Source organism: Alloprevotella sp. OH1205_COT-284, assembly GCF_003859795.1.
In the GTDB taxonomy this organism is placed as follows: Bacteria; Bacteroidota; Bacteroidia; order Bacteroidales; family Bacteroidaceae; genus Alloprevotella.
This window is the reverse complement of record NZ_RQYI01000005.1, coordinates 24,360-43,583: the sequence shown is the minus strand read 5'-3', so window position 1 is coordinate 43,583 and position 19,224 is coordinate 24,360. Positions and strand designations below refer to the sequence as shown.

The following is a 19,224-nucleotide window of genomic DNA, read 5'->3' as shown; positions in this document are numbered from 1 at the left end:
AAAAAGATCCGTTGTAAGAATCAGAATTTGAGTTCGACACCGAGGCCAAAGACTTTGTTGCTACGCGTGAAAACGTCTGTTCCGGAGAGTTTGCCCGATTCGATCAACGTCTTGGCAGCCTCTTCGCCTTGTGCGAGTTTGACGATGTTGGCCGTATTGTTGTAGTTGTCGGTCGTTTTGGTGTAATCGTCGTAGAAGGTTTGGAAATAGGCAACGTTGAATTTTACGCGATCATTCAGACGATAGCCGATACCGAGGCCGACGCTGGTGGAGCTGACAGTGAACGAAAGGTCGTTCATATAAGCATCGGTGTTGGGATAGATCGTGCGCTGCATACCGGCACTGATTTCAAACTTCTCGTTTACGTCGTATTCGGCTCCGAAAAGCACTTCTTTTGTGCCACCGTCGAGAAGCTGATTTTTCCAACCATGGCTGCCAAGTCCGGTTTTCGCTTGTTTGTCGAAATAGTAGTGGTAGCCGGCATTAAGGCGAAGGCGTTCGATAGGGCGATATTGCACTCCGAGTGTGAGGAGTGCCGGAACATCTCCGCGCACTTTCACACCGTCCTTGTAGGGAGCAAGAGCTGCAAGGTTATCGGCACTTTCGCTGTTGGCGGCTTTGTTGGTAAACTCCATGCGCGTTCCGAACTCATATTTCACTGCGGCATCAAATTTCTTACCGTGATAGTGCACTCCTACGATGGGAGCCATGCCGAAAGCATCTTGGTCGGCATTGAGCGTAACGTCCTTGGTGGCGGCTGCAAGCACACCATACGTGCGTGCTCCTTTTGCTGCTTTTTGTGCTCCTTCGGCATATTGTTCGGCCGCTGCCGCTGCCTGCTGTGCCGCTGTGGTATTTCCTGCCGCAATATATTGCTCTGCGGCAGCTTTGTATTCTTGTGCTTTCTGCTTGGCGGCGGTAGCTTTTGCCGCATAGCCTGCACTTTGAACCGAGAAATGTTGTGGCGCATTCACCATGGCACCATTCTCCCCGGCATTGATGCGGATGTCTTTCAAGTAGCCGTAGTAGTTGGCCGAAGCATAAATGCCACGCAAACCGAGGTAGGCCGACCAGTTTTCGTTGAGTTTATAGCCCGATCCGAGTGTGAAACCATAGTAGTATTGCTTACCGCGCATGTAGGCTTTGACGTCGTAGCGGTCGAAGCCTAAGTTCTGATTTTTTCCGAGCATGCCGAGAAGAGCCACCTGACTCTCGAAAGACCCCATGCCTTGATCGAATTCGGCTTTTCCTCCACCACCGACGATGGCGAAGTTGAATTGAAGATTCCAACGATCCTTCACCCAAGCCATTTGCAGAGAAGGAATGACGGGAGCTTTGGCCGAGGCTTCAAAGAATTTGGTTTGACGACCGTCATTATACTGCCCGAAAGCAAAAGGGGCAAATGTCGAAGTCACTTCGCGAGTTTGAAAAGCGGCTTGCCAGTTGAAGCCCACATGGATTCCGTTTTCCAAAAAACTTACTCCTGCCGGATTGGAATAAACGCCGTTCAGATTGATGGCTGCACCCTGTGCCGGATTGCGCAAGAAGACTACGTTTTGATTGGTGTTGGTCAGATAACCGCCTGCCTGTGCCGTGAATACGGCGGTAGTGAATGCTACTGAAAGAGCTATCTTTTTCATATTTTTCTGATTAATTGGTGTTTTCAGCCACGAAAGTACGAAATGGCTGCACATCGTAGAAGGTTTTGTGCAGTATATTTCTCCAAAATGTATCCGTTTTGTTATTTTTGATGCCTCAAAGTGTCAAAACAACCTTCTTTCTTCTTTTTCTTTTCAACTTTCAGATACGGAAGACACCTGCCGATTTTTTGTTTGAAAGGAAGAACCGCAACATGGATTGGCAAGGATGGAACGGTTAAAAAAGCACGCGAATTAACAGATGAGGAATATAACCATTTTCAATAGAGAATGAAATTGCAAGTTTGAATTTACAGAGAATGTGGGCTTTCGTAAGTTAATTCTGCACTTTCTGCACGATTATTGAGCAGAATGTGCAGACTTCTTTTTAGAAAATAGGCGGTAAATCTCTGTAAAAAGGAGATTTACCGCCTAACTCGTAAGTTACGAGGGCTTTTTATTATTCCTCAATAGCAGCCTGTGCCGCGGCAAGGCGGGCGATGGGTACTCTGAAAGGAGAACAGCTGACGTAGTTGAGACCTACTTTGTGACAGAATTTTACGGATGAAGGTTCACCTCCGTGTTCACCGCAAATACCGCATTTCAGTTCGGGACGAACGGAACGACCCTTGTCAACAGCCATTTGCACAAGCTGTCCTACGCCGTTTTGGTCGAGTACTTGGAAAGGATCGACTTTGAGGATCTTCTTCTCCAAGTATATGGGCAGGAAGCTGGCAATGTCGTCGCGAGAGTAGCCGAAAGTCATTTGAGTGAGGTCGTTCGTACCGAAAGAAAAATATTCGGCGCGAGTGGCGATGCGATCGGCTGTGAGGGCAGCGCGAGGAATTTCGATCATCGTTCCGACTTTGAAGTCTACTTCAATGCCTTCTTCTTCAAAGAGTTTGGCGGCAGTGTTGCGAATGACTTTTTCTTGTGCTTCAAATTCGTGGAGGATACCGGTGAGGGGCACCATGATTTCGGGCATGGGGTTCAAACCTTCGCGTTTGAGTTCGACGGCCGCACCGAGAATGGCACGAGTCTGCATCGCGGTGATTTCGGGATAAGTGTTTCCGAGACGGCAACCGCGGTGACCGAGCATGGGATTGGCTTCAACAAGACTGTTTACGCGTTGGCGAATGTATTCCACCGTAACTCCCATAGCCTTGGCCATTTCTTCTTGTCCGGCATTGTCGTGGGGCACAAATTCATGGAGAGGGGGATCGAGCAAGCGAACGTTCACAGGGCAACCATCCATGGCGCGGAAGATGCCGAGGAAGTCCGATTTTTGGTAGGGAAGGATCTTTTCGAGAGCCTTTTCGCGGCCTTCGGCAGTTTCGCTGAGGATCATTTCGCGCATTGCGACAATTTTTTCCGCTTCAAAGAACATGTGTTCCGTGCGGCAAAGACCGATGCCGACAGCACCGAAGTCTTTGGCTACTTTTGCATCGTGCGGAGTGTCGGCGTTGGTGCGGACATTGAGTTTGGAATATTTCGAGCAAAGCTCCATGAGTTTGCTGAAATCTCCGCTGAGTTCTGCCGCTTCGGTGGGAATTTCTCCTGCGTAAACGCAACCGGTTGTACCATTGAGCGAGATGTAGTCGCCTTCTTTGAATTTGAGGCCATCTACTTCGATCGTGCGAGTTTTATAGTCGATTTGGATTGCTCCGGCTCCCGATACGCAGCATTTACCCATACCGCGTGCCACGACGGCAGCGTGAGAGGTCATACCTCCGCGTGCCGTGAGGATACCCTCTGCCGCTGCCATTCCCGCGAGGTCTTCGGGAGATGTCTCGATACGCACCATAATGACTTTTCTGCCTTCTTCCGCCCATTTTTCGGCATCGTCGGCGTGGAACACGATCTGTCCGCAAGCTGCACCGGGAGATGCCGGCAGGCCACGCGTGATTTCCTTGGCCGTTGTCAAAGCTTGTTTGTTGAAAACGGGGTGGAGAAGTTCGTCGAGCTTGTTGGGTTCGCAGCGTTTGATAGCCGTCTTTTCGTCGATCATGCCTTCTGCGAGCAGATCCATGGCGATTTTCACCATTGCCGTACCGGTTCTTTTACCATTACGAGTTTGGAGGAACCACAGTTTGCCCTCTTGCACGGTGAACTCCATGTCTTGCATGTCGCGGTAGTGCTGTTCGAGCTTGTTTTGCAGGGCGTTGAGCTCGGTGTAGATTTCGGGCATGGCTTCTTCCATTGAAGGATATTTTGCCACACGTTCTTCTTCGCTGATACCGGCGCGTTCTGCCCAACGTTGTGCGCCGAGTTTGGTGATTTGTTGAGGAGTGCGGATACCGGCCACAACGTCTTCGCCTTGGGCATTGACGAGGTATTCGCCATTGAATACGTTTTCACCATTTCCGGCGTCGCGGCTGAAGCATACGCCGGTGGCAGAAGTTTCTCCCATGTTTCCGAACACCATGGCTTGCACATTGACTGCCGTTCCCCATTCGGCAGGGATGCCTTCCATTTTACGGTAGAGAATGGCGCGCTCGTTCATCCAGCTGCGGAATACGGCGCAGACAGCACCCCAAAGTTGTTCTTTGGGATCTGTGGGGAAGTCTTTTCCGGTTTGATCCTTAATGGCTTTCTTGAAGCGTTCCACGAGATTTTGGAGATCTTCCACCGTGAGGTCTTTGTCCAAATGCACACCACGTGCGGTTTTCACCTCTTCGATGATGGCTTCGAACGGATCAATGTCTTCCTTGTTTTCGGGTTTCATGCCGAGCACCACGTCACCGTACATTTGCACGAAGCGACGATAAGAGTCGTACACGAAGTGGGGATTTCCGGTCTTGGCAACAAGGCCTGCTGCGACTTCGTCGTTCAAGCCGAGGTTGAGAATGGTGTCCATCATGCCCGGCATCGAAGCACGTGCTCCGGAGCGTACGGAAAGGAGCAAGGGGTTGGAGGCATCGCCGAATTTGCAATTCATGCTCTCTTCGGTTTGTGCGATGGCGGCATCCACTTCTTCGGTGAGTTGTGCTATGATTTCGTCTTGCCCAACGGTGTAGTAGTCGTTGCAGGTGTCGGTGGTGATGGTAAATCCCGGAGGCACGGGCACACCGATTTTGTTCATTTCGGCGAGGTTGGCTCCTTTTCCTCCGAGCAAGTCACGGAGTGTTGCATCACCTTCGGCGCGGCCGTTGCCGAAGGTGTAAACTCTTTTTACTTTTTTCATTGAATTATTATATGATTAATATTGTCTTCTGCAAATATAGATATAATACTTAAAAGAACCAAATTGTTTGTCCTTTTTGTAAAGTGAACTTGCTGAAAGGCGGTTTTTAGGCATTTCTGTTAGTTTCGAACGCGAATTTACGAAAAAACGCCGACATAACGTGTCGCGAGAGATATAAGAAAGAATAAAACAGACAAAACAAACAATATGGAACAAGGTGCTTTGCGCGAGTGGGGGATATGGCAAAGCATCTTGTTCCGAAAAGTTGTGGAGCGAACGTGTATTCTCGATCAACGTCCGACGGCTTTGACGCCTTTCACCGTACGCAGTTTTTTGATGAGGCGATTCAGTTGTGTGGTGTCGTCAATGAGCACGGTCAGTGTGCCATAGAACAAACCGTCATTGCTTTCGATGAGGATGTTTCGCAGGGTGATGTGCTCTTCTTTTGAAATGATGGACGTGATGTTGTTCACGATGCCGAGGTCATCTTGCCCGACAACGTGGAGCGTGATCGGATAATTTCCACCTCCTTTTCCTGCCCAGCGAGCACGGACGATTCGATAGGGAAACCGATCTCTCATTTGCTGTGCGTTCGGACAGCTTTGGCGGTGGATTTTGATCCCGCCCGACACGCTGACAAAGCCGAATACGTCGTCGCCGTACACCGGAGAGCAGCAGCGTGCCATGTGGAAGTCTACGCCTTTCAGATTGCTGTCAATGACCAACACGTCGTCTGTACCGCCGTCTGTGCGTTCGATGCTGTCTTTGAAGGTGTATTCTTCCGCACTTCTTGTTTCGGCTCTTTCGGCCGTTCCGGCTTCGCGTTTTTGCAGCTCGATGTAGAGTTCGAGCGTGGCGTTGAGGTCGTTGCGTTCTTCCACGATGTCGGAATAGAAGTCGGCCGCCTCTTTGTATCCCTGCTTTTTGATCAACTGATTGAGGGTGCTTTCATCCCATTCGAGCTTTCTGTTTTTGAGCTTTCGCTCCAAAATTTCCCGCCCCATTAAGCTGTCCCGGCTTTGTATCTCTCTCAGTGCCTGTCGGATTTTGGCTTTGGCGTGGTTTGACACCACGATGTTGAGCCATTCCAAGCGCGGTTGCTGATTGTTGGAAGTCAGCACCTCAACCTTCTGACCGCTTTGCAACTGTTGCCGTATGGGCACGTTTCTGCCGTCTGCAATTCCCCCCACGCATCGGTTTCCCACTTTTGAGTGAATGAGGTAGGCAAAGTCAAGCACCGTTGCTCCGAGCGGAAGTTTGAAGAGGTCGCCTTTGGGTGTAAACACATAGACAGAGTTGTCTTTTAAGCTTGTGGCGGCCTGCTCGTCCACTTGCGGATCACGTCCGGCTTCGAGTGCGGCGCGTATGCCGGCCAACCAGTTGTCTACGCCTCCTTCGCTCGACTTCACTCCTTTGTATCGCCAGTGGGCGGCAAGCCCGTGTTCAGCCACCTCGTCCATGCGCTCGGTGCGGATTTGTACTTCCACCCATTTGTTTTCGGGACCGAGCACCGTGACGTGCAGGCTCTCGTAGCCGTTCGACTTGGGCACAGTGACCCAGTCGCGCAGGCGTTTAAGGTTCGACTCATATCTGTCGGTGATGAGCGAAAATACCTTCCAACATTCGGCCACCTCTTTGGAAGGGGCGGAGTCGAGAATGATGCGAATGGCAAAAAGGTCGTACACGCCCTCGAAACCGCACCGTTGTTTCTTCATTTTTTGCCAAATGGAGTGAATGCTCTTGGTGCGTCCTTTCATGTGGTATTTCAGTCCGGCTTCGGTGAGCATTTTGCGGATCGGCGCGAGGAAGTTTTCGATATAGGCATCTCTGCTCTTTTTGGTGGCGTTGAGCGACTCTTTGATGTGATAGTAAGCCTCTCGTTCCAAGTATTTGAGCGACAGGTCTTCGAGTTCCGATTTCAGTTTGTAGAGTCCGAGTTTGTGTGCCAATGGGGCGTAGATATGTGCCGCTTCGAGCGAGAGTCGCCGTCGGGCTTTTTCGGCGAGGCTGTTTTTCACGCGTCGCATCAGCACCACGCATTCGGCAATGAGCATGAGCACGACGCGCATGTCGGCAGCCTGCGAAACGAGGAGGTTTCGGAAGTTGTCGGTTTTGAGCATCTCTTCGTTGAGAGCTTCGAGTTCGTGCACGCGCCGGAAGGCTTCGATGTCTTCTTCGGTGGGTGTCCAGTCTTTCAGTCCGATTTCTTCGGCTGCCAGTTCGAGAGCGGCCTGTGCCATTTCAGACGGATCGAAACCAAAGGCTTCTATTAAGGCAAGGTCGGTGATTTGTTGCAGGTCGGAGTGTGACATGGCCATTCGTGTTGTGAAGTGTCGTTGTTATGTCGAAAGGTGATTCCCGAAACCGGGAAATCACCTTTCGGAAACATGTGTCGTTATGGTTGCGGTTGCAAGAAGCGGTTGCCCGTTTCGCGAATGAGAATGTCGCGATATTGTTCAGGGTAGCCCGGACGTTCGGGGGGCACGCAAATGCCGTCGGGAGTGAGTTCAAACTTGCCGTCTTTCTCTTTTTTCACGGCCATGTCGTTGAACTTCATGATGAGGTGTTGTCCGAGTTGCTTCCACTTTGTCATCATTCTTTCCGCCACGCCGTTCGAGAAGCCGTCGAGCAGACCGAGTGCCAACTCTCTCTTTCCCTCTTGAAGGGCGAGTTGCGCCTGTGCTTCGATGTCTACCTGCTTCAAGAAAATTTCCATTTGCAAGCGGTCGCGTGTGGCTTTGAGTGTGGGATACATTTGCGTGTAGCGCGGATAGACCATGTTTGACACCCAGTTGCACACCCAAAAAGCCGATTTCCACGAGAAGGTGTGGTCGTTGGCCGTGGAGTCGGCGTAGCACGTCGGCACCATGGCCGACGAGCCGTAGACGGGGGTGAACGCCACCATGTTGGGATCGTCGTTGCCGAACCACAGCACACCGCCGATTTCACGGGGCAGCCACGAGCGCAACTGTGCCACCACCACGTAGCTTGCCTGCTGCGTCGAGATGGGGCGTTCGTTGAAATACTTCTTGCCTTTGTGTTCCCAAGTGAGCGGTGTGGGTTGATAGGGCATTTCGTAGATGCCCGATGCCGCGTTTTTGGTGAAATCGAAAGGCGTGTCTTCGTAGTGGTCGCGCATGCCTTCCATCATGTCTTCGAGCGATAGGAGGTGTTTGGGCTTGAAATAGAGCGGCATCACTTCACTCGTTTCCAAATGGTAGCCGTCCACAAAGGGCACGTAGCGTTCCATGCCCTCCACATGTTTGTTGAAGAAACTCCACGCCCGTGCATCGCAAAAACGCTGGCTGCCGAACGTGGCGGGAGAGTAGGCTGCCGAGAAAGAAAACTCTTCGTCTTTCCCCGTGAAGTAGCCCTTTTGGCGTGCAAATTTGATCACGTCTTTCGAATACATCACATTCTTCTTGTCTTTCAAGTCGAACTTGTGGATGCGGCTTTGGTTGGCATGTGCCGAGATGCAATCGTCGGGAATGCGCACGGCCACCCACACCGCGCCTTTTTTTGCGTCGCCTTTACCGATCATCTCCATGATCCACACCTCTTCGGGGTCGGCAATGGAAAACGATTCGCCCGACGACGAATAGCCGTGTTTGGCCACCAGGTCGGTCATGACGCGAATGGCCTCGCGCGCCGTTTTGGCACGCTGCAAGCCCAGTGCCATGAGCGAAACATAGTCTATGCCGCCCATCGGGTCTTTCGGTTCGAGTTCTTCGCGACCGCCAAAGGTGGTTTCCACAATGGCCAATCCGTGTTCGTTGAGATTGCCCATCACGTTGTAAGTTTCAGCCGCTTCGGGAATTTGTCCCAAATATTTATGGGTGTCGCCATCGAAAATTTGGCGCATCGTGCCGGAGGTGTGGCGTGCGGCCGGATAGTGCAACAAACGACCGTACATGCCATAGCAGTCGGCGCTGTATGTAACGAACGTTTCACCGTTTTTCGAGGCTTTCTTGCCTACCAGAAGATTGGTGCAGGCCGGAGCCGAAAGAGCCGCAAAGGCGGCCAAAAGCAGGAGTATCTTTTTCATATTCGCAAATGCAGAGTTGATAAATTCAGATTGAGGGACGTGCCCTTTTCATGGCGAAAACCTCTCTTGTTTGTTATTCCACGGCCTTGAAACTCATGTCGAGCCCTTTGATCGAGTGGGTCAGCGCGCCCACAGAGATGAAGTCCACGCCACATTCGGCATAGTCGCGGAGGGTGTCGAAGGTGATGCCGCCCGACGATTCCGTTTCGAAGCGGTTGCCGATCATTTCCACCGCCTTGCGTGTATCGGCCACCGAAAAGTTGTCGAGCATGATGCGGTCGGCTCCGCCGTGTGCCATCACTTGCCGGATGTCGTCAAACGTTCGGCATTCGATTTCCACTTTCAGATCGAGTCCTTTTTCTTTTTTGTAGACTGCGCAGCGATCGAGCGTTTTGGCGATGCCTCCGCAGAAGTCTATATGGTTGTCTTTGAGGAGAATCATGTCAAACAAGCCGATGCGGTGGTTGGTTCCGCCGCCGATTTTTACGGCTTCTTTTTCAAGCATGCGCATGCCGGGAGTGGTTTTTCGTGTGTCGAGCACCCGTGTTTTCGTCCCCTTCAAGCGTTCGGCATATCGTGCCGTCATGGTGGCAATGCCACTCATACGCTGCATGATGTTGAGCATCAGCCGCTCCGTTTGCAGCAGGCTTTGCGTACTTCCGCTCACCACAAAGGCCACATCGCCCGGCTTGACGTGCGCACCGTCTTCGAGGAACACCTCCATTTTGAGTTCCGGGTCAAACTTTCGAAACACTTCGCGCGCCATTCGCACGCCGGCCAAAATGCCTTCTTCCTTGATGAGTAGCCGACTGCTGCCTTGGGCTTCTGTCGGGATGCAGCAAAGGGTGGTGTGGTCGCCATCGCCGATGTCTTCGGAAAAGGCCAGTTCGATGAGTTGTTCGTTGAGTTCTTCTACGGAATACATGTTGGGGATACTATATATATTATTGATGTGAAAACGAGGTTTGAGCCACAAAGTTAATTTTTTTTTGTGAACCGAGAAAAACTATGTCTTCTTTTTTCCGAAAACCCATTTGTTTCTCTCTCGCGCAGGCTTTCGGTAAGGGGTGATGTTGGAAGGGCTGAACATCAAGATAAACAGCGGTTTCTAAGAGAGAACGACACTTCTTACGTTGCCGGTCTGTAATAAAAATAGAAATAAAGAGAAAGTGTAATCGCCTTGTCGGCAGTTCCGGTTGTGTGGTCGAATGCACCTTTGGCTACACTTCAAACGTATCTTTTCGGGGAAGCGTTATATGGGCTTCTCCAAGGGGTATTTCGTGAAATCGTCGAAAAACATACACTCAGTTTTGAAATCCCTTGAATTTCAGTGATGTATAAGTGTAGATGGATGGCGCGCTATCATACACTGAAAGGAGTCAAGTCGATGACAATCAGATAGAAACGAATGTAGACAGTTTTTCCCGAAACCTACATTTTATACATTGTTGTGATTTCAGACATCTGCACGCCTACCCGATGCTGGGTGTAGGTTGTAACGACAAATGTAGTTGTTTTTTCGTGTTGTCTACATTCGCAAAGGATTAAATATCTGCGATTTAATCAAGGGAATGTAGACAATGTAGACAAAAAAAAGAAAAAGTCCATGTAGGGACTGAAAGTTGCTTTTTGCGAAGAATAGCCACTTCTTCTTCGATTCGTCCCGATTTCCTTTGATTGGTTGTAGAGCATCTTACCTAAGGAGTAGTGCAAACGGAGTAACGAGTAGGAAAATCTATCACTGACCTAAATTTCGCAAGTTCTTAAATTCGTCTTTTGAAGGGAATGTATAGACCGGCGAAACTCTATTCTTGATGACAAAAGAGGCTTGCCCATCGAAATTATCCGCTGATCCCTCATATGGGATAGGCGACTAAAAAGAAAAAAGTCCGTGTCAAAATATAGCTTCTGACACGGCCTTGCCTCTTTGAGTGAAGAGCGGAAAACGAGACTCGAACTCGCGACCCCAACCTTGGCAAGGTTGTGCTCTACCAACTGAGCTATTTCCGCAGATAAAAGTGAAGAGGAGGAGACTCGAACTCCCACGTCGCAATTGACACTACCCCCTCAAAGTAGCGCGTCTACCAATTCCGCCACCTCTCCATTTTTTTCTCTTGGCAAGATTGAAAAACGTGGTTTGGAGGAAGAAGCCACATCTTGCTTTGAGGCTTCGGGTTGGCTGTTGCTTCCCGATTGCGAGTGCAAAAGTATGATATTTTTTCTATATGACCAAACTTCCGAATAAAAAATAATCCAAGACTGCTGCGAAACTCTCTAAAATAATCAGAATGACATATAGAGATGACTTTCTGAGTATGAAAACTGAAAGAACGTAAGGGGCTTTTGCAGAGGTCTTTCAAAGTATGCTCATTGTGAGGGTGTCGAATTATAAGAATCGGTTTCTTGTTTGTTTATTCGTCTTTATAATTATGAATGAGTACTTTTGCAGAGTAATAATTGATTTTTTATGAAACAGAAGGTTGTTTTTGTATTATTGAATGACTACACAGACTGGGAAGGAGCGTTTCTTTCCACAGCTCTTCATGTAGGCGTAGTGCCGGGAAGTGATGTCAAGTACGAAGTATATACTGCGGCTCCGACCTTGGACGCAGTCCGTTCCATCGGGGGGATAAGAACCTTGCCCGACTACTCTTTTGAGAATATGCCGAGAGATTATACTGCTTTGGTGCTCATTGGTGGAAACAGTTGGGATTCACCCGAGGCTGAACTTGTCTCCCCGTTGGTTCAGGAGGCACTGGGTAAGGGTAAAATCATTGGGGCAATATGCAACGGCTCTTCGTTTTTATGCTCACACGGCTTCCTAAACGATGTCAAGCATACGGGCAACGGTCTTGACCAGCTCAAGCAATGGGGTGGGGAAAGCTATACCAATGAGGCTGGATATATGAAAGAGCTAGCCGTCAGTGACAAGAATATAGTTACTGCAAATGGTCTAGGGTATTTGGAGTTTACTCGCGAGATGCTTCGCTTGCTGCAAGCGAATACCCCTGAGGTGATAGCCGGCTGGTATGATTTCTTCAAGAATGGATTTTTTAGGTAAATGCAATTCTTTTGGTCGCCCGCTCGCCTCAAAGACAAAGAAAAGAAGCCCCGAAGTGATTTTCTTAATTCACTTCGGGGCTTTTGTTTTTAGGTCTTAGGCTACACGGCTCTGTATCTGCTTGATGTTGCGGTGTACGAGGGCTATGATGCGTTCGTGGTATTCCGTGTTCCTGTTCTGCAAGTCACGACACTGAATGACCTTCATCGTTTCAAGCGATACCTCAAGAGACCTCTGCAAAAGTCTCATTTTAGTGATTGCGCAGTTTTGCCGGGGGCTTCGATGGTCAGACATTGATTGAGGCTCGAAACTTCTTATCACCAAACAAAACAAGCATTGCTCAAAGCAATGCTTGTTTTGTTTGGGTATGGTTTCTCGGAACAATGTGCGTAAATTCAGTGTTTTGAAATCGTGGAGCGATGGAATGGGGCGACAATGCGATATATGAATGTTGTATCGGTTTAGGTCTGCGCTCCGATATTATATCCTTTCATTATCCCGATATTCCATTACATTATTCCCAACCGAGGGCGGAAGCACCGAGCACGGCGGCCTCTGCGCCTTTAAGGGTCGATACGAGGAGTTTGGCTTTGCCCTTGAAGATGTTGAGGATATTTTCGTCGTAGGCTTTGCGGATGGGGGCCATGATGTATTCGCCCGCTTTGGCCAGGCCTCCGAAGAAGATGAAGGCTTCGGGCGTGTTGAACGTGGCGAAGTCGGCGCAGGAACGGCCGAGGAGTGTGCCGGTCACTTCAAAGATTTCGCGGGCGAGAGGATCGCCTTTTTCCGCAGCTTGAAACACATCAAACGAGGTGATTGTTTCGGGGTTCAGCTCTCGAAGGGGCGACGGGTCATTGCTCTTGGAGAGAATTTCGCGAGCGGTGCGTGCCACGCCCGTGGCCGAACAGTAGGTTTCGAGGCATCCCTTGCGACCGCAACCGCAGGCGCGGCCTTCCGAGGTGTGATCGACCACGAAGTGTCCCAGTTCGCCGGCAAATCCGTCGGAGTCATACACGATTTTTCCATCGACCACGATGCCCGAACCCACGCCCGTGCCGAGGGTGATCATGATGAAGTTTTTCATGCCGCGTGCCACGCCGTAGGTCATTTCGCCCATGGCGGCGGCGTTGGCGTCATTGGTGACGCGGCAGGGGATGCCGAGTGCTTTTTCGAAGAGTTCGCCGATCGGAACGATGCCTTTCCAAATGAGGTTGGCGGCGTATTCGATAGTGCCGTTGTAGAAATTGCCGTTGGGGGCACCGATGCCCATGCCGCGGATTTGATCGATGCCGCCCACTACGTCGAGTGCCGGTTGGAGGGCTTCGACTGCCGCGGCGACATAGTCGTTAACGTCGGGGTAGGCTTGCGTTTTGATTGCGGTTTGTGCGATGATGTTGCCGCGTTGATCCACGATGCCGAAAACGGAATTGGTGCCGCCCATGTCAAGACCGATCACATAGGGCTTTTCGTTAAATTCTTCCATAGTATGTGTTTGAGGGGTTGGTGAATGAATAGATTGCAAAAATAAACAGAAAATTCGATTTTTCCACCTTTCTTCTCTCCTTTTTGTAGGTGGAGTTTTCGTTTTTCGGTGCAAAAAGGAGAAGATTAGCCGTTTTTTTATATTTTTGCGCCGTCAAAAAAACGAATTCCTTTTTGCACGTTGATTTTATGAAGAAATTTTCCCTTTTGCTTTTGTGTGTGTCGTCGGGCATGTTGTCGGTGTCGGCCACCGGCGTTATTCCGGAAAACGATGTTTCCGAGGTCGTGTTGCCTGTTGTTGTGTCTTCCGATGTTTCGGTCGATGTTTCGACGGCCACGCCGGATGTGGCGGCCGTGCCCATGGAGGGTGAGGAGCGTCAAACGACTTTAATGAAAATGAAGGAAGAGTTTAAGACGACGTTCAAATTCGGAGGCTATTTGACCGGCCGCTACAATATTTCCGACCGTCGGGGCACAGCCTCCAACGGTGGTTTCGACATTCGGCGGTTTCGTCTTTATGGCAGCGGCCATGCGTGGCGCGATTTTTATTATCGCTTTCAGTTGGAAGTCAGCGATGCCCCCGGCACGGATCGCGGCCCTCGTGTGCTCGATGCTTTCGTCGAGTGGCAACGTCATGAGTTTTTTCGAGTGAAATTGGGACAGTTTAAGCGGTGTTTCGGTTTTGAAAATCCCATTTCGCCGCTCTCGATCGGTTTTGGCAGTTATTCGCAGGCCGCCAACCGTTTGCAAAGCGTGAGCGACCGTATCGGGGCACACCGTTCGTCGGGTCGCGACGGCGGAGTGCAGGTGCAAGGCGATTTTTGGAAAACGGAAGCGGGGCATCCGCTCTTTCACTATCAAGTGGGCTTGTATAACGGACAAGGCATTAACCACCGCGATTTGAATCACCACAAAGATCTCATCGCCGGCTTTTGGGTGAGTCCGTTGAAAGAATTGAAAATCGGTGCTTTCGGTTGGGAAGGACGACACACCAACGAAAACAATCGTTTGCAGACCATAGCCCGTCATCGCTATGGCCTGGGCGTGATGTATGAGTCGGATTGGACGGTGCGCAGCGAGTATGTACACAGTGTGGGCAGTACGCTGAAAGGCGGTGCCGACCGAAGCGATGCGTGGTATGCGGCGGTGGGTGTGCCCGTGCGCGGCGTGGAAGGTTTGAAGATTTACGGCCGTTGGGATTGCTATCGCGACAATGCCCGCACTTGGGGCGGCATGAAAACCGATTGGAACCTTTCGGCCAACTATTGGCTCGGCAAAAATCTGCTGCTCCAACTCAACTACACCCACACCTGCGACCGCTCGACACCCGTCGGGGCGGACAGACGATACAATGTGCTCGACGCACAAGTGACGGCACGATTTTGACATCGGCTTTACAAAGCATACATACCCCGAGAGGCAGACGGCGATGCGGCAGTCTGCCTCTCGGTTTTGAAAAAGGAGAGGCGAGAGCTATGGTATGTCGATTTCCAAGCCGTCGTAGGCAAATTCGATGCCGTCGGGGAGGGCGGCATTGCTTTTGGCGTGTGTGCCTGCTCCGTGGCTGAGGTGAATGAAATAGGTGTGGTCGGCATTGACGCTGCGGGCAAACTCCACGGCTTCGGAAATGGTCTGGTGGGTGGGGTGAGGCTCGTGGCGCAAAGCATTGACCACGAGGGTGGAAATGCCATCAAACTTTGAATGTTCCGCAGCGGGCAGGGTGCTCATATCGGTGATGTAGGCCAGATGGCCGATGCGGAAACCGACGATAGGCAGGCGGCCGTGCATCACGCGAATGGGGGTGACGACCGTTGTGCCGATGAGAAAGGGAGTGTCGGGCGAAATTTCGCGCATGAGTAAGTGAGGCGAACCGGGATAGCGTTTCTCGCCGAAGCTGTAACTCATGTTGCGGAGAATGGGAGCGGCCACATTCGGCTCGGCACAGATTTCGATGGGGCGAAACACGGAGAAAGGGCGGAGATCGTCGAGACCGCCGACATGGTCGAAGTGTTCGTGGGTGATGAGTGCCGCGTCGATCGTGGGGAGGGCATGGTCGAAGCGCGGAGCCTCGTGCAATCCGCGAGCGCGAGCCTCCTCGTCGGTCATTTCGGCGACGTGGCGGTGGTGATAAGGCAGGGTGGTGTCGGAGTGATAGGGGTGGGCTTCGAGAAAACGGAGCATCTGTTGGCGGAAATCGGGGCCGCAGTCGATGAGGATGAGGCGATGGTCGTCGGTTTCGATGAGTACCGAAGCACGTGTGCGTTTGTCGCGCGGATCTGTCGAGAGACATACTTTGCAACCGCATCCCATCTGTGGAACACCGGACGAGGTTCCCGTGCCGAGAAAGTGAAGTTTCATGCTGTCTGGGTTTGTTGCAAAGATACGTTTTTCGAGAGAAAATAGGTTGTAAGTCCGCCATTTTCTATTAAATCTTATTTTCTACGCTTGAAAAGTAGTAACTTTGCACGGACTTATGGAAACCATCGAACCTCATACCGCCGCTTCTCCTCCCGAATCGGTGGCCATTGAAAAAAACGCCTCGCGTCGCTACTCTTATCGGAGGATTTGGCTCATTGCTTATCCTATTTTGCTCAGTTCGCTCGTTGAGCAATTGGTCGGTATGACCGACACCGCTTTCTTGGGGCGTGTGGGCGAGATTGAACTCGGTGCGTCGGCACTGGGCGGCATCTTTTTTATAGCCGTGTTCATGCTCATATTGGGCTTTTGTGCAGGTGCGCAGATACTGATGGGGCGTAGAAACGGAGAGAAGAACTATGCCGACATCGGCACGGTGTTCTATCACAGTCTGGGATTTTTATTTCTGCTTTCCGTCGTGCTGTTGTTGCTGACGCGCTGGTTTGCTCCGCCGTTGTTGCGCGCAATCATCTCGTCCAATGAAGTCTGTGAGGCCGCTTGGAAATATCTCGATTGGCGCATGTGGGGTATTTTTTTCAGCATGGTGGCTTGTTTGTTTCGCTCTTTTTATGTAGCCACGACGCGCACGGGCGTTTTGAAATTCAACTCTTTGGTCATGGTTGGCAGTAATATCGTGCTCGACTACCTGCTGATTTTCGGCCACTTCGGATTTCCCGAAATGGGCATTGCCGGTGCGGCCGTGGCGTCGGCCATGGCGAGTTTTTTCTCGATGAGCTTTTTCATTGTCTATACTTGGTGGAAAGGCGACTATCGGAAGTATGCGCTCAATCGTCTTCCCAAATTCAAGCTGCGTTTGTTGGGCAAGATGCTCAATGTGAGCATGTGGATGATGGTGCAGCATTTCTTGTCGCTTTTCACGTGGTTTTTGTTTTTTATTGCCATAGAGCATCTCGGCACTCGCGAATTGGCCGTGACCAATGTGTTGCGCTCCATTTCGGGCTTTACCTATATGAGCTTGCACGCCTTTGCTTCGACGGCTTCCACGCTGACCTCCAACCTCATCGGCGCAGGTGAACGAAACCTTGTGTTGCCGATGCTCAAACGCGACATTCTGCTCGCTTCCATACTTCTTGTGCCGACGTGGCTGCTCATTTCTCTTTTTCCCGAAACGGTGTTGAGTATTTTTACCAACGATGCCGCGCTCATCGCGGCAGGTGTCGCTCCGCTTTGGATGCTCGGATTGAGCTATGTGTTCCAAATTCCCTCATTGGTACTCTTTTACAGCGTTTCGGGAACCGGCAATACGCGCACAGCTCTCGCCATCGAGGTTTTTGCCCTTGTGGTGTATAGTATTTATGTTTACTACGCCATCTTTCGTTTTCGATGCAGCTTGGCCGTGGCTTGGAGTTCCGAATTTTTGTATAGTTTTCCGATTTTGGTGCTGGCCTTTGTCTATATGCGGTGGGGCAAGTGGCATCGCAAAACCATTTGAACGAACGGTCAAAGGCAGGGCAAGGTTGTTCATTCCGCCGAAAAATCGTATTTTTGCACGTATAAAAACCAATTTTTATGGCCTCCAATAAAATCATTCTCACCGGCGACCGTCCCACCGGTCGTCTTCATATCGGTCACTTCGTAGGCTCGCTTCGCCGCCGTGTGGAGCTGCAAAACGAGGGCGACTACCAAAAGATGTTTGTCTTTATCGCCGATGCGCAAGCACTGACCGACAACACCGACAACCCCGAAAAGGTGCGTCAGAACGTGGTCGAAGTGGCACTCGATTACTTGGCCTGCGGTCTTGATCCCGACAAGGTGACGCTCTTCATTCAGAGCCAAATTCCCGAACTCTGCGAGTTGTCGTTCTACTTCCAAAATCTGGTCACCGTGAGCCGTTTGCAGCGCAACCCTACGGTGAAAACCGAGATCGGCATGCGTGGGTTTGAGGGCAGTATTCCCGTGGGATTTTTTACCTATCCCGTTTCGCAGGCGGCCGACATCACCGCTTTCCGCGCAACGACCGTTCCCGCCGGCGAAGACCAAAAACCGATGATCGAACAGGCCACGGAAATCGTGCGCCGCTTCAACCATATTTATGGCGACACGCTCGTCGAACCTCAAATCATGCTCCCCGACAACTCCGCCTGTCTGCGCCTGCCCGGCACCGACGGCAAGGCCAAAATGTCGAAGAGTTTGGGCAACTGCATCTATCTGAGCGAAACGGCCGACGAGATGGCCAAAAAGGTGAAAACGATGTACACCGACCCCACCCATCTCGCCGTCAGCGACCCCGGACACGTGGAGGGCAACACCGTCTTCACCTATCTCGACGCCTTTTGTCGCGACGAGCACTTCGAACGCTATTGGCCGGACTATGCCAATCTCGATGAGTGCAAGGCACACTACATGCGTGGTGGCTTGGGCGATGTGAAATGCAAGAAATTTCTCGAAAAAGTGCTCAACGAAACGCTCGAACCCATTCGTGCCCGTCGCCTTGAATGGCAAAAAGAAATTCCGGCCGTCTACGAGATTTTGCGCAAGGGGAGCGAGGAGGCTCGCGCCGTGGCGGCCGACACCTTGGCCGATGTGCGCCGCGCGATGAAAATCAACTACTTCGACGACCAAGCACTCATTGCAGAGCAAACGGCGCGTTTTGCGCAGTTGTAGCAACAAAATGTGGCTTTTCGGGCGGAAAGGGGGAGAAAATCCCGAAAAAGACTTGGTTAATCGAGAAAAGATTTCTAATTTCGCCGCTCGAATGACGAATGCGTGAGCATTGTACAGCATAAATAATTATATCGATATACAAAAATGAAAAGAACGTTCCAACCCCACAACCGCAAGCGAAACAACAAGCATGGTTTCCGTCAGCGCATGGCCACCGCCAACGGCCGTCGCGTTTTGGCTTCTCGTCGCGCCAAAGGCCGCAAGAAGCTCTCCGTATCCGACGAAGTACACGGCAAGAAATAAGCCTGCCGCTTTCGGATACGAAGCAACCGTTTAACGGGAGTGACTCACACGAGTCGCTCCCGTTTTTGTTGTGTCGGGAAAGTGAGGAACGGTATCTGCCGTTTCTCGGAAAGAAATATCTGTCAGAGCGAAAGAGGGCATCGGTCGTTGCTTGGGAAGTACAATTCGTTGCTTGGGAAAAACTACTCGTTACTTAGAATTTTCTACTCGTTATGTAGAAAATCCTACTCGTTATGTAGGAAATTCTGCAACCCACTCAGATTTTTCTATCGACCGATTGGCTGTTTTTATTTGTCCTTTTACGCATTGTTCCACGAAGGGCAATAAACCGAACTGTGCGACAGAGAGAGGAAGAGCGGACGGCGAGCCGTGCAGGTGTGGTCGGAGAGGGAAGTTTTTTCGGAGGTGTTTTGTTTTTGCCCGATGAATTGTGAACGATAAAACTTGGTGGTTTTGTCGCTTTATTGTATAT

General features: G+C 50.9%; 12 protein-coding genes and 2 tRNA genes. 5 read left to right on the top strand and 9 right to left on the bottom strand.

Annotated features, from left to right (window positions below):
- Window positions 1–20 precede the first annotated feature (20 nt).
- The 7 genes from EII14_RS02555 to EII14_RS02525 all read right to left on the bottom strand — a co-directional run bounded on the left by EII14_RS02555 (window position 21) and on the right by EII14_RS02525 (window position 10,969).
- Window positions 21–1,640 carry an OmpP1/FadL family transporter gene (locus EII14_RS02555; RefSeq protein ID WP_124931005.1) on the bottom strand — a complete coding sequence of 540 codons (1,620 nt, stop codon included), beginning with the start codon at window positions 1,638–1,640 and terminating at the stop codon, window positions 21–23.
- Between the two features lie 457 nt (window positions 1,641–2,097).
- Entirely contained in the window at window positions 2,098–4,821 is a 2,724-nt protein-coding gene (gene ppdK, locus EII14_RS02550) for a pyruvate, phosphate dikinase (protein WP_124931004.1), read from the bottom strand.
- A gap of 290 nt (window positions 4,822–5,111) precedes the next feature.
- The gene (locus tag EII14_RS02545) at window positions 5,112–7,133 is read right to left on the bottom strand and encodes a bifunctional (p)ppGpp synthetase/guanosine-3',5'-bis(diphosphate) 3'-pyrophosphohydrolase (protein ID WP_124931003.1); all 2,022 of its coding nucleotides are present in this window, start codon (window positions 7,131–7,133) and stop codon (window positions 5,112–5,114) included.
- Window positions 7,134–7,216: 83 nt separating this feature from the next.
- On the bottom strand, window positions 7,217–8,866 hold the full coding sequence (locus tag EII14_RS02540) for a dipeptidase (RefSeq protein ID WP_124931002.1): 1,650 nt from the start codon (window positions 8,864–8,866) through the stop codon (window positions 7,217–7,219).
- Window positions 8,867–8,939: 73 nt separating this feature from the next.
- Entirely contained in the window at window positions 8,940–9,791 is an 852-nt protein-coding gene (gene nadC / locus EII14_RS02535) for a carboxylating nicotinate-nucleotide diphosphorylase (protein WP_124931001.1), read from the bottom strand.
- 1,012 nt (window positions 9,792–10,803) lie between these two features.
- Window positions 10,804–10,876: transfer RNA gene (locus tag EII14_RS02530), tRNA-Gly, on the bottom strand.
- 9 nt (window positions 10,877–10,885) lie between these two features.
- A tRNA-Leu gene (locus EII14_RS02525) sits at window positions 10,886–10,969 on the bottom strand.
- A 364-nt stretch (window positions 10,970–11,333) separates the two neighbouring features.
- On the opposite strand from EII14_RS02525, the gene EII14_RS02520 reads away from it, so the two are divergent.
- A complete protein-coding gene (locus EII14_RS02520) occupies window positions 11,334–11,927 on the top strand; it encodes a type 1 glutamine amidotransferase family protein (protein WP_124931000.1) in 594 nt (197 codons plus the stop codon).
- A 514-nt stretch (window positions 11,928–12,441) separates the two neighbouring features.
- On the opposite strand, the gene EII14_RS02510 is transcribed toward EII14_RS02520, so the two are convergent.
- A complete protein-coding gene (locus EII14_RS02510) occupies window positions 12,442–13,410 on the bottom strand; it encodes an ROK family protein (protein WP_124930999.1) in 969 nt (322 codons plus the stop codon).
- A gap of 188 nt (window positions 13,411–13,598) precedes the next feature.
- Here EII14_RS02510 and EII14_RS02505 point away from each other — a divergent pair, with 188 nt between their 5' ends.
- On the top strand, window positions 13,599–14,795 hold the full coding sequence (locus tag EII14_RS02505) for a porin (RefSeq protein WP_124930998.1): 1,197 nt from the start codon (window positions 13,599–13,601) through the stop codon (window positions 14,793–14,795).
- A gap of 87 nt (window positions 14,796–14,882) precedes the next feature.
- On the opposite strand, the gene EII14_RS02500 is transcribed toward EII14_RS02505, so the two are convergent.
- On the bottom strand, window positions 14,883–15,767 hold the full coding sequence (locus tag EII14_RS02500; RefSeq protein WP_124930997.1) for an MBL fold metallo-hydrolase: 885 nt from the start codon (window positions 15,765–15,767) through the stop codon (window positions 14,883–14,885).
- Between the two features lie 115 nt (window positions 15,768–15,882).
- Between EII14_RS02500 and EII14_RS02495 the strand changes: the two genes are divergently transcribed.
- The 3 genes from EII14_RS02495 (at window position 15,883) to rpmH (ending at window position 18,752) form a co-directional block, all read left to right on the top strand.
- A complete protein-coding gene (locus EII14_RS02495) occupies window positions 15,883–17,277 on the top strand; it encodes an MATE family efflux transporter (RefSeq protein WP_124930996.1) in 1,395 nt (464 codons plus the stop codon).
- Between the two features lie 77 nt (window positions 17,278–17,354).
- Entirely contained in the window at window positions 17,355–18,449 is a 1,095-nt protein-coding gene (gene trpS / locus EII14_RS02490) for a tryptophan--tRNA ligase (RefSeq protein WP_124930995.1), read from the top strand.
- Between the two features lie 144 nt (window positions 18,450–18,593).
- A complete protein-coding gene (gene rpmH, locus EII14_RS02485; RefSeq protein WP_124930994.1) occupies window positions 18,594–18,752 on the top strand; it encodes a 50S ribosomal protein L34 in 159 nt (52 codons plus the stop codon).
- Window positions 18,753–19,224: the final 472 nt, after the last annotated feature.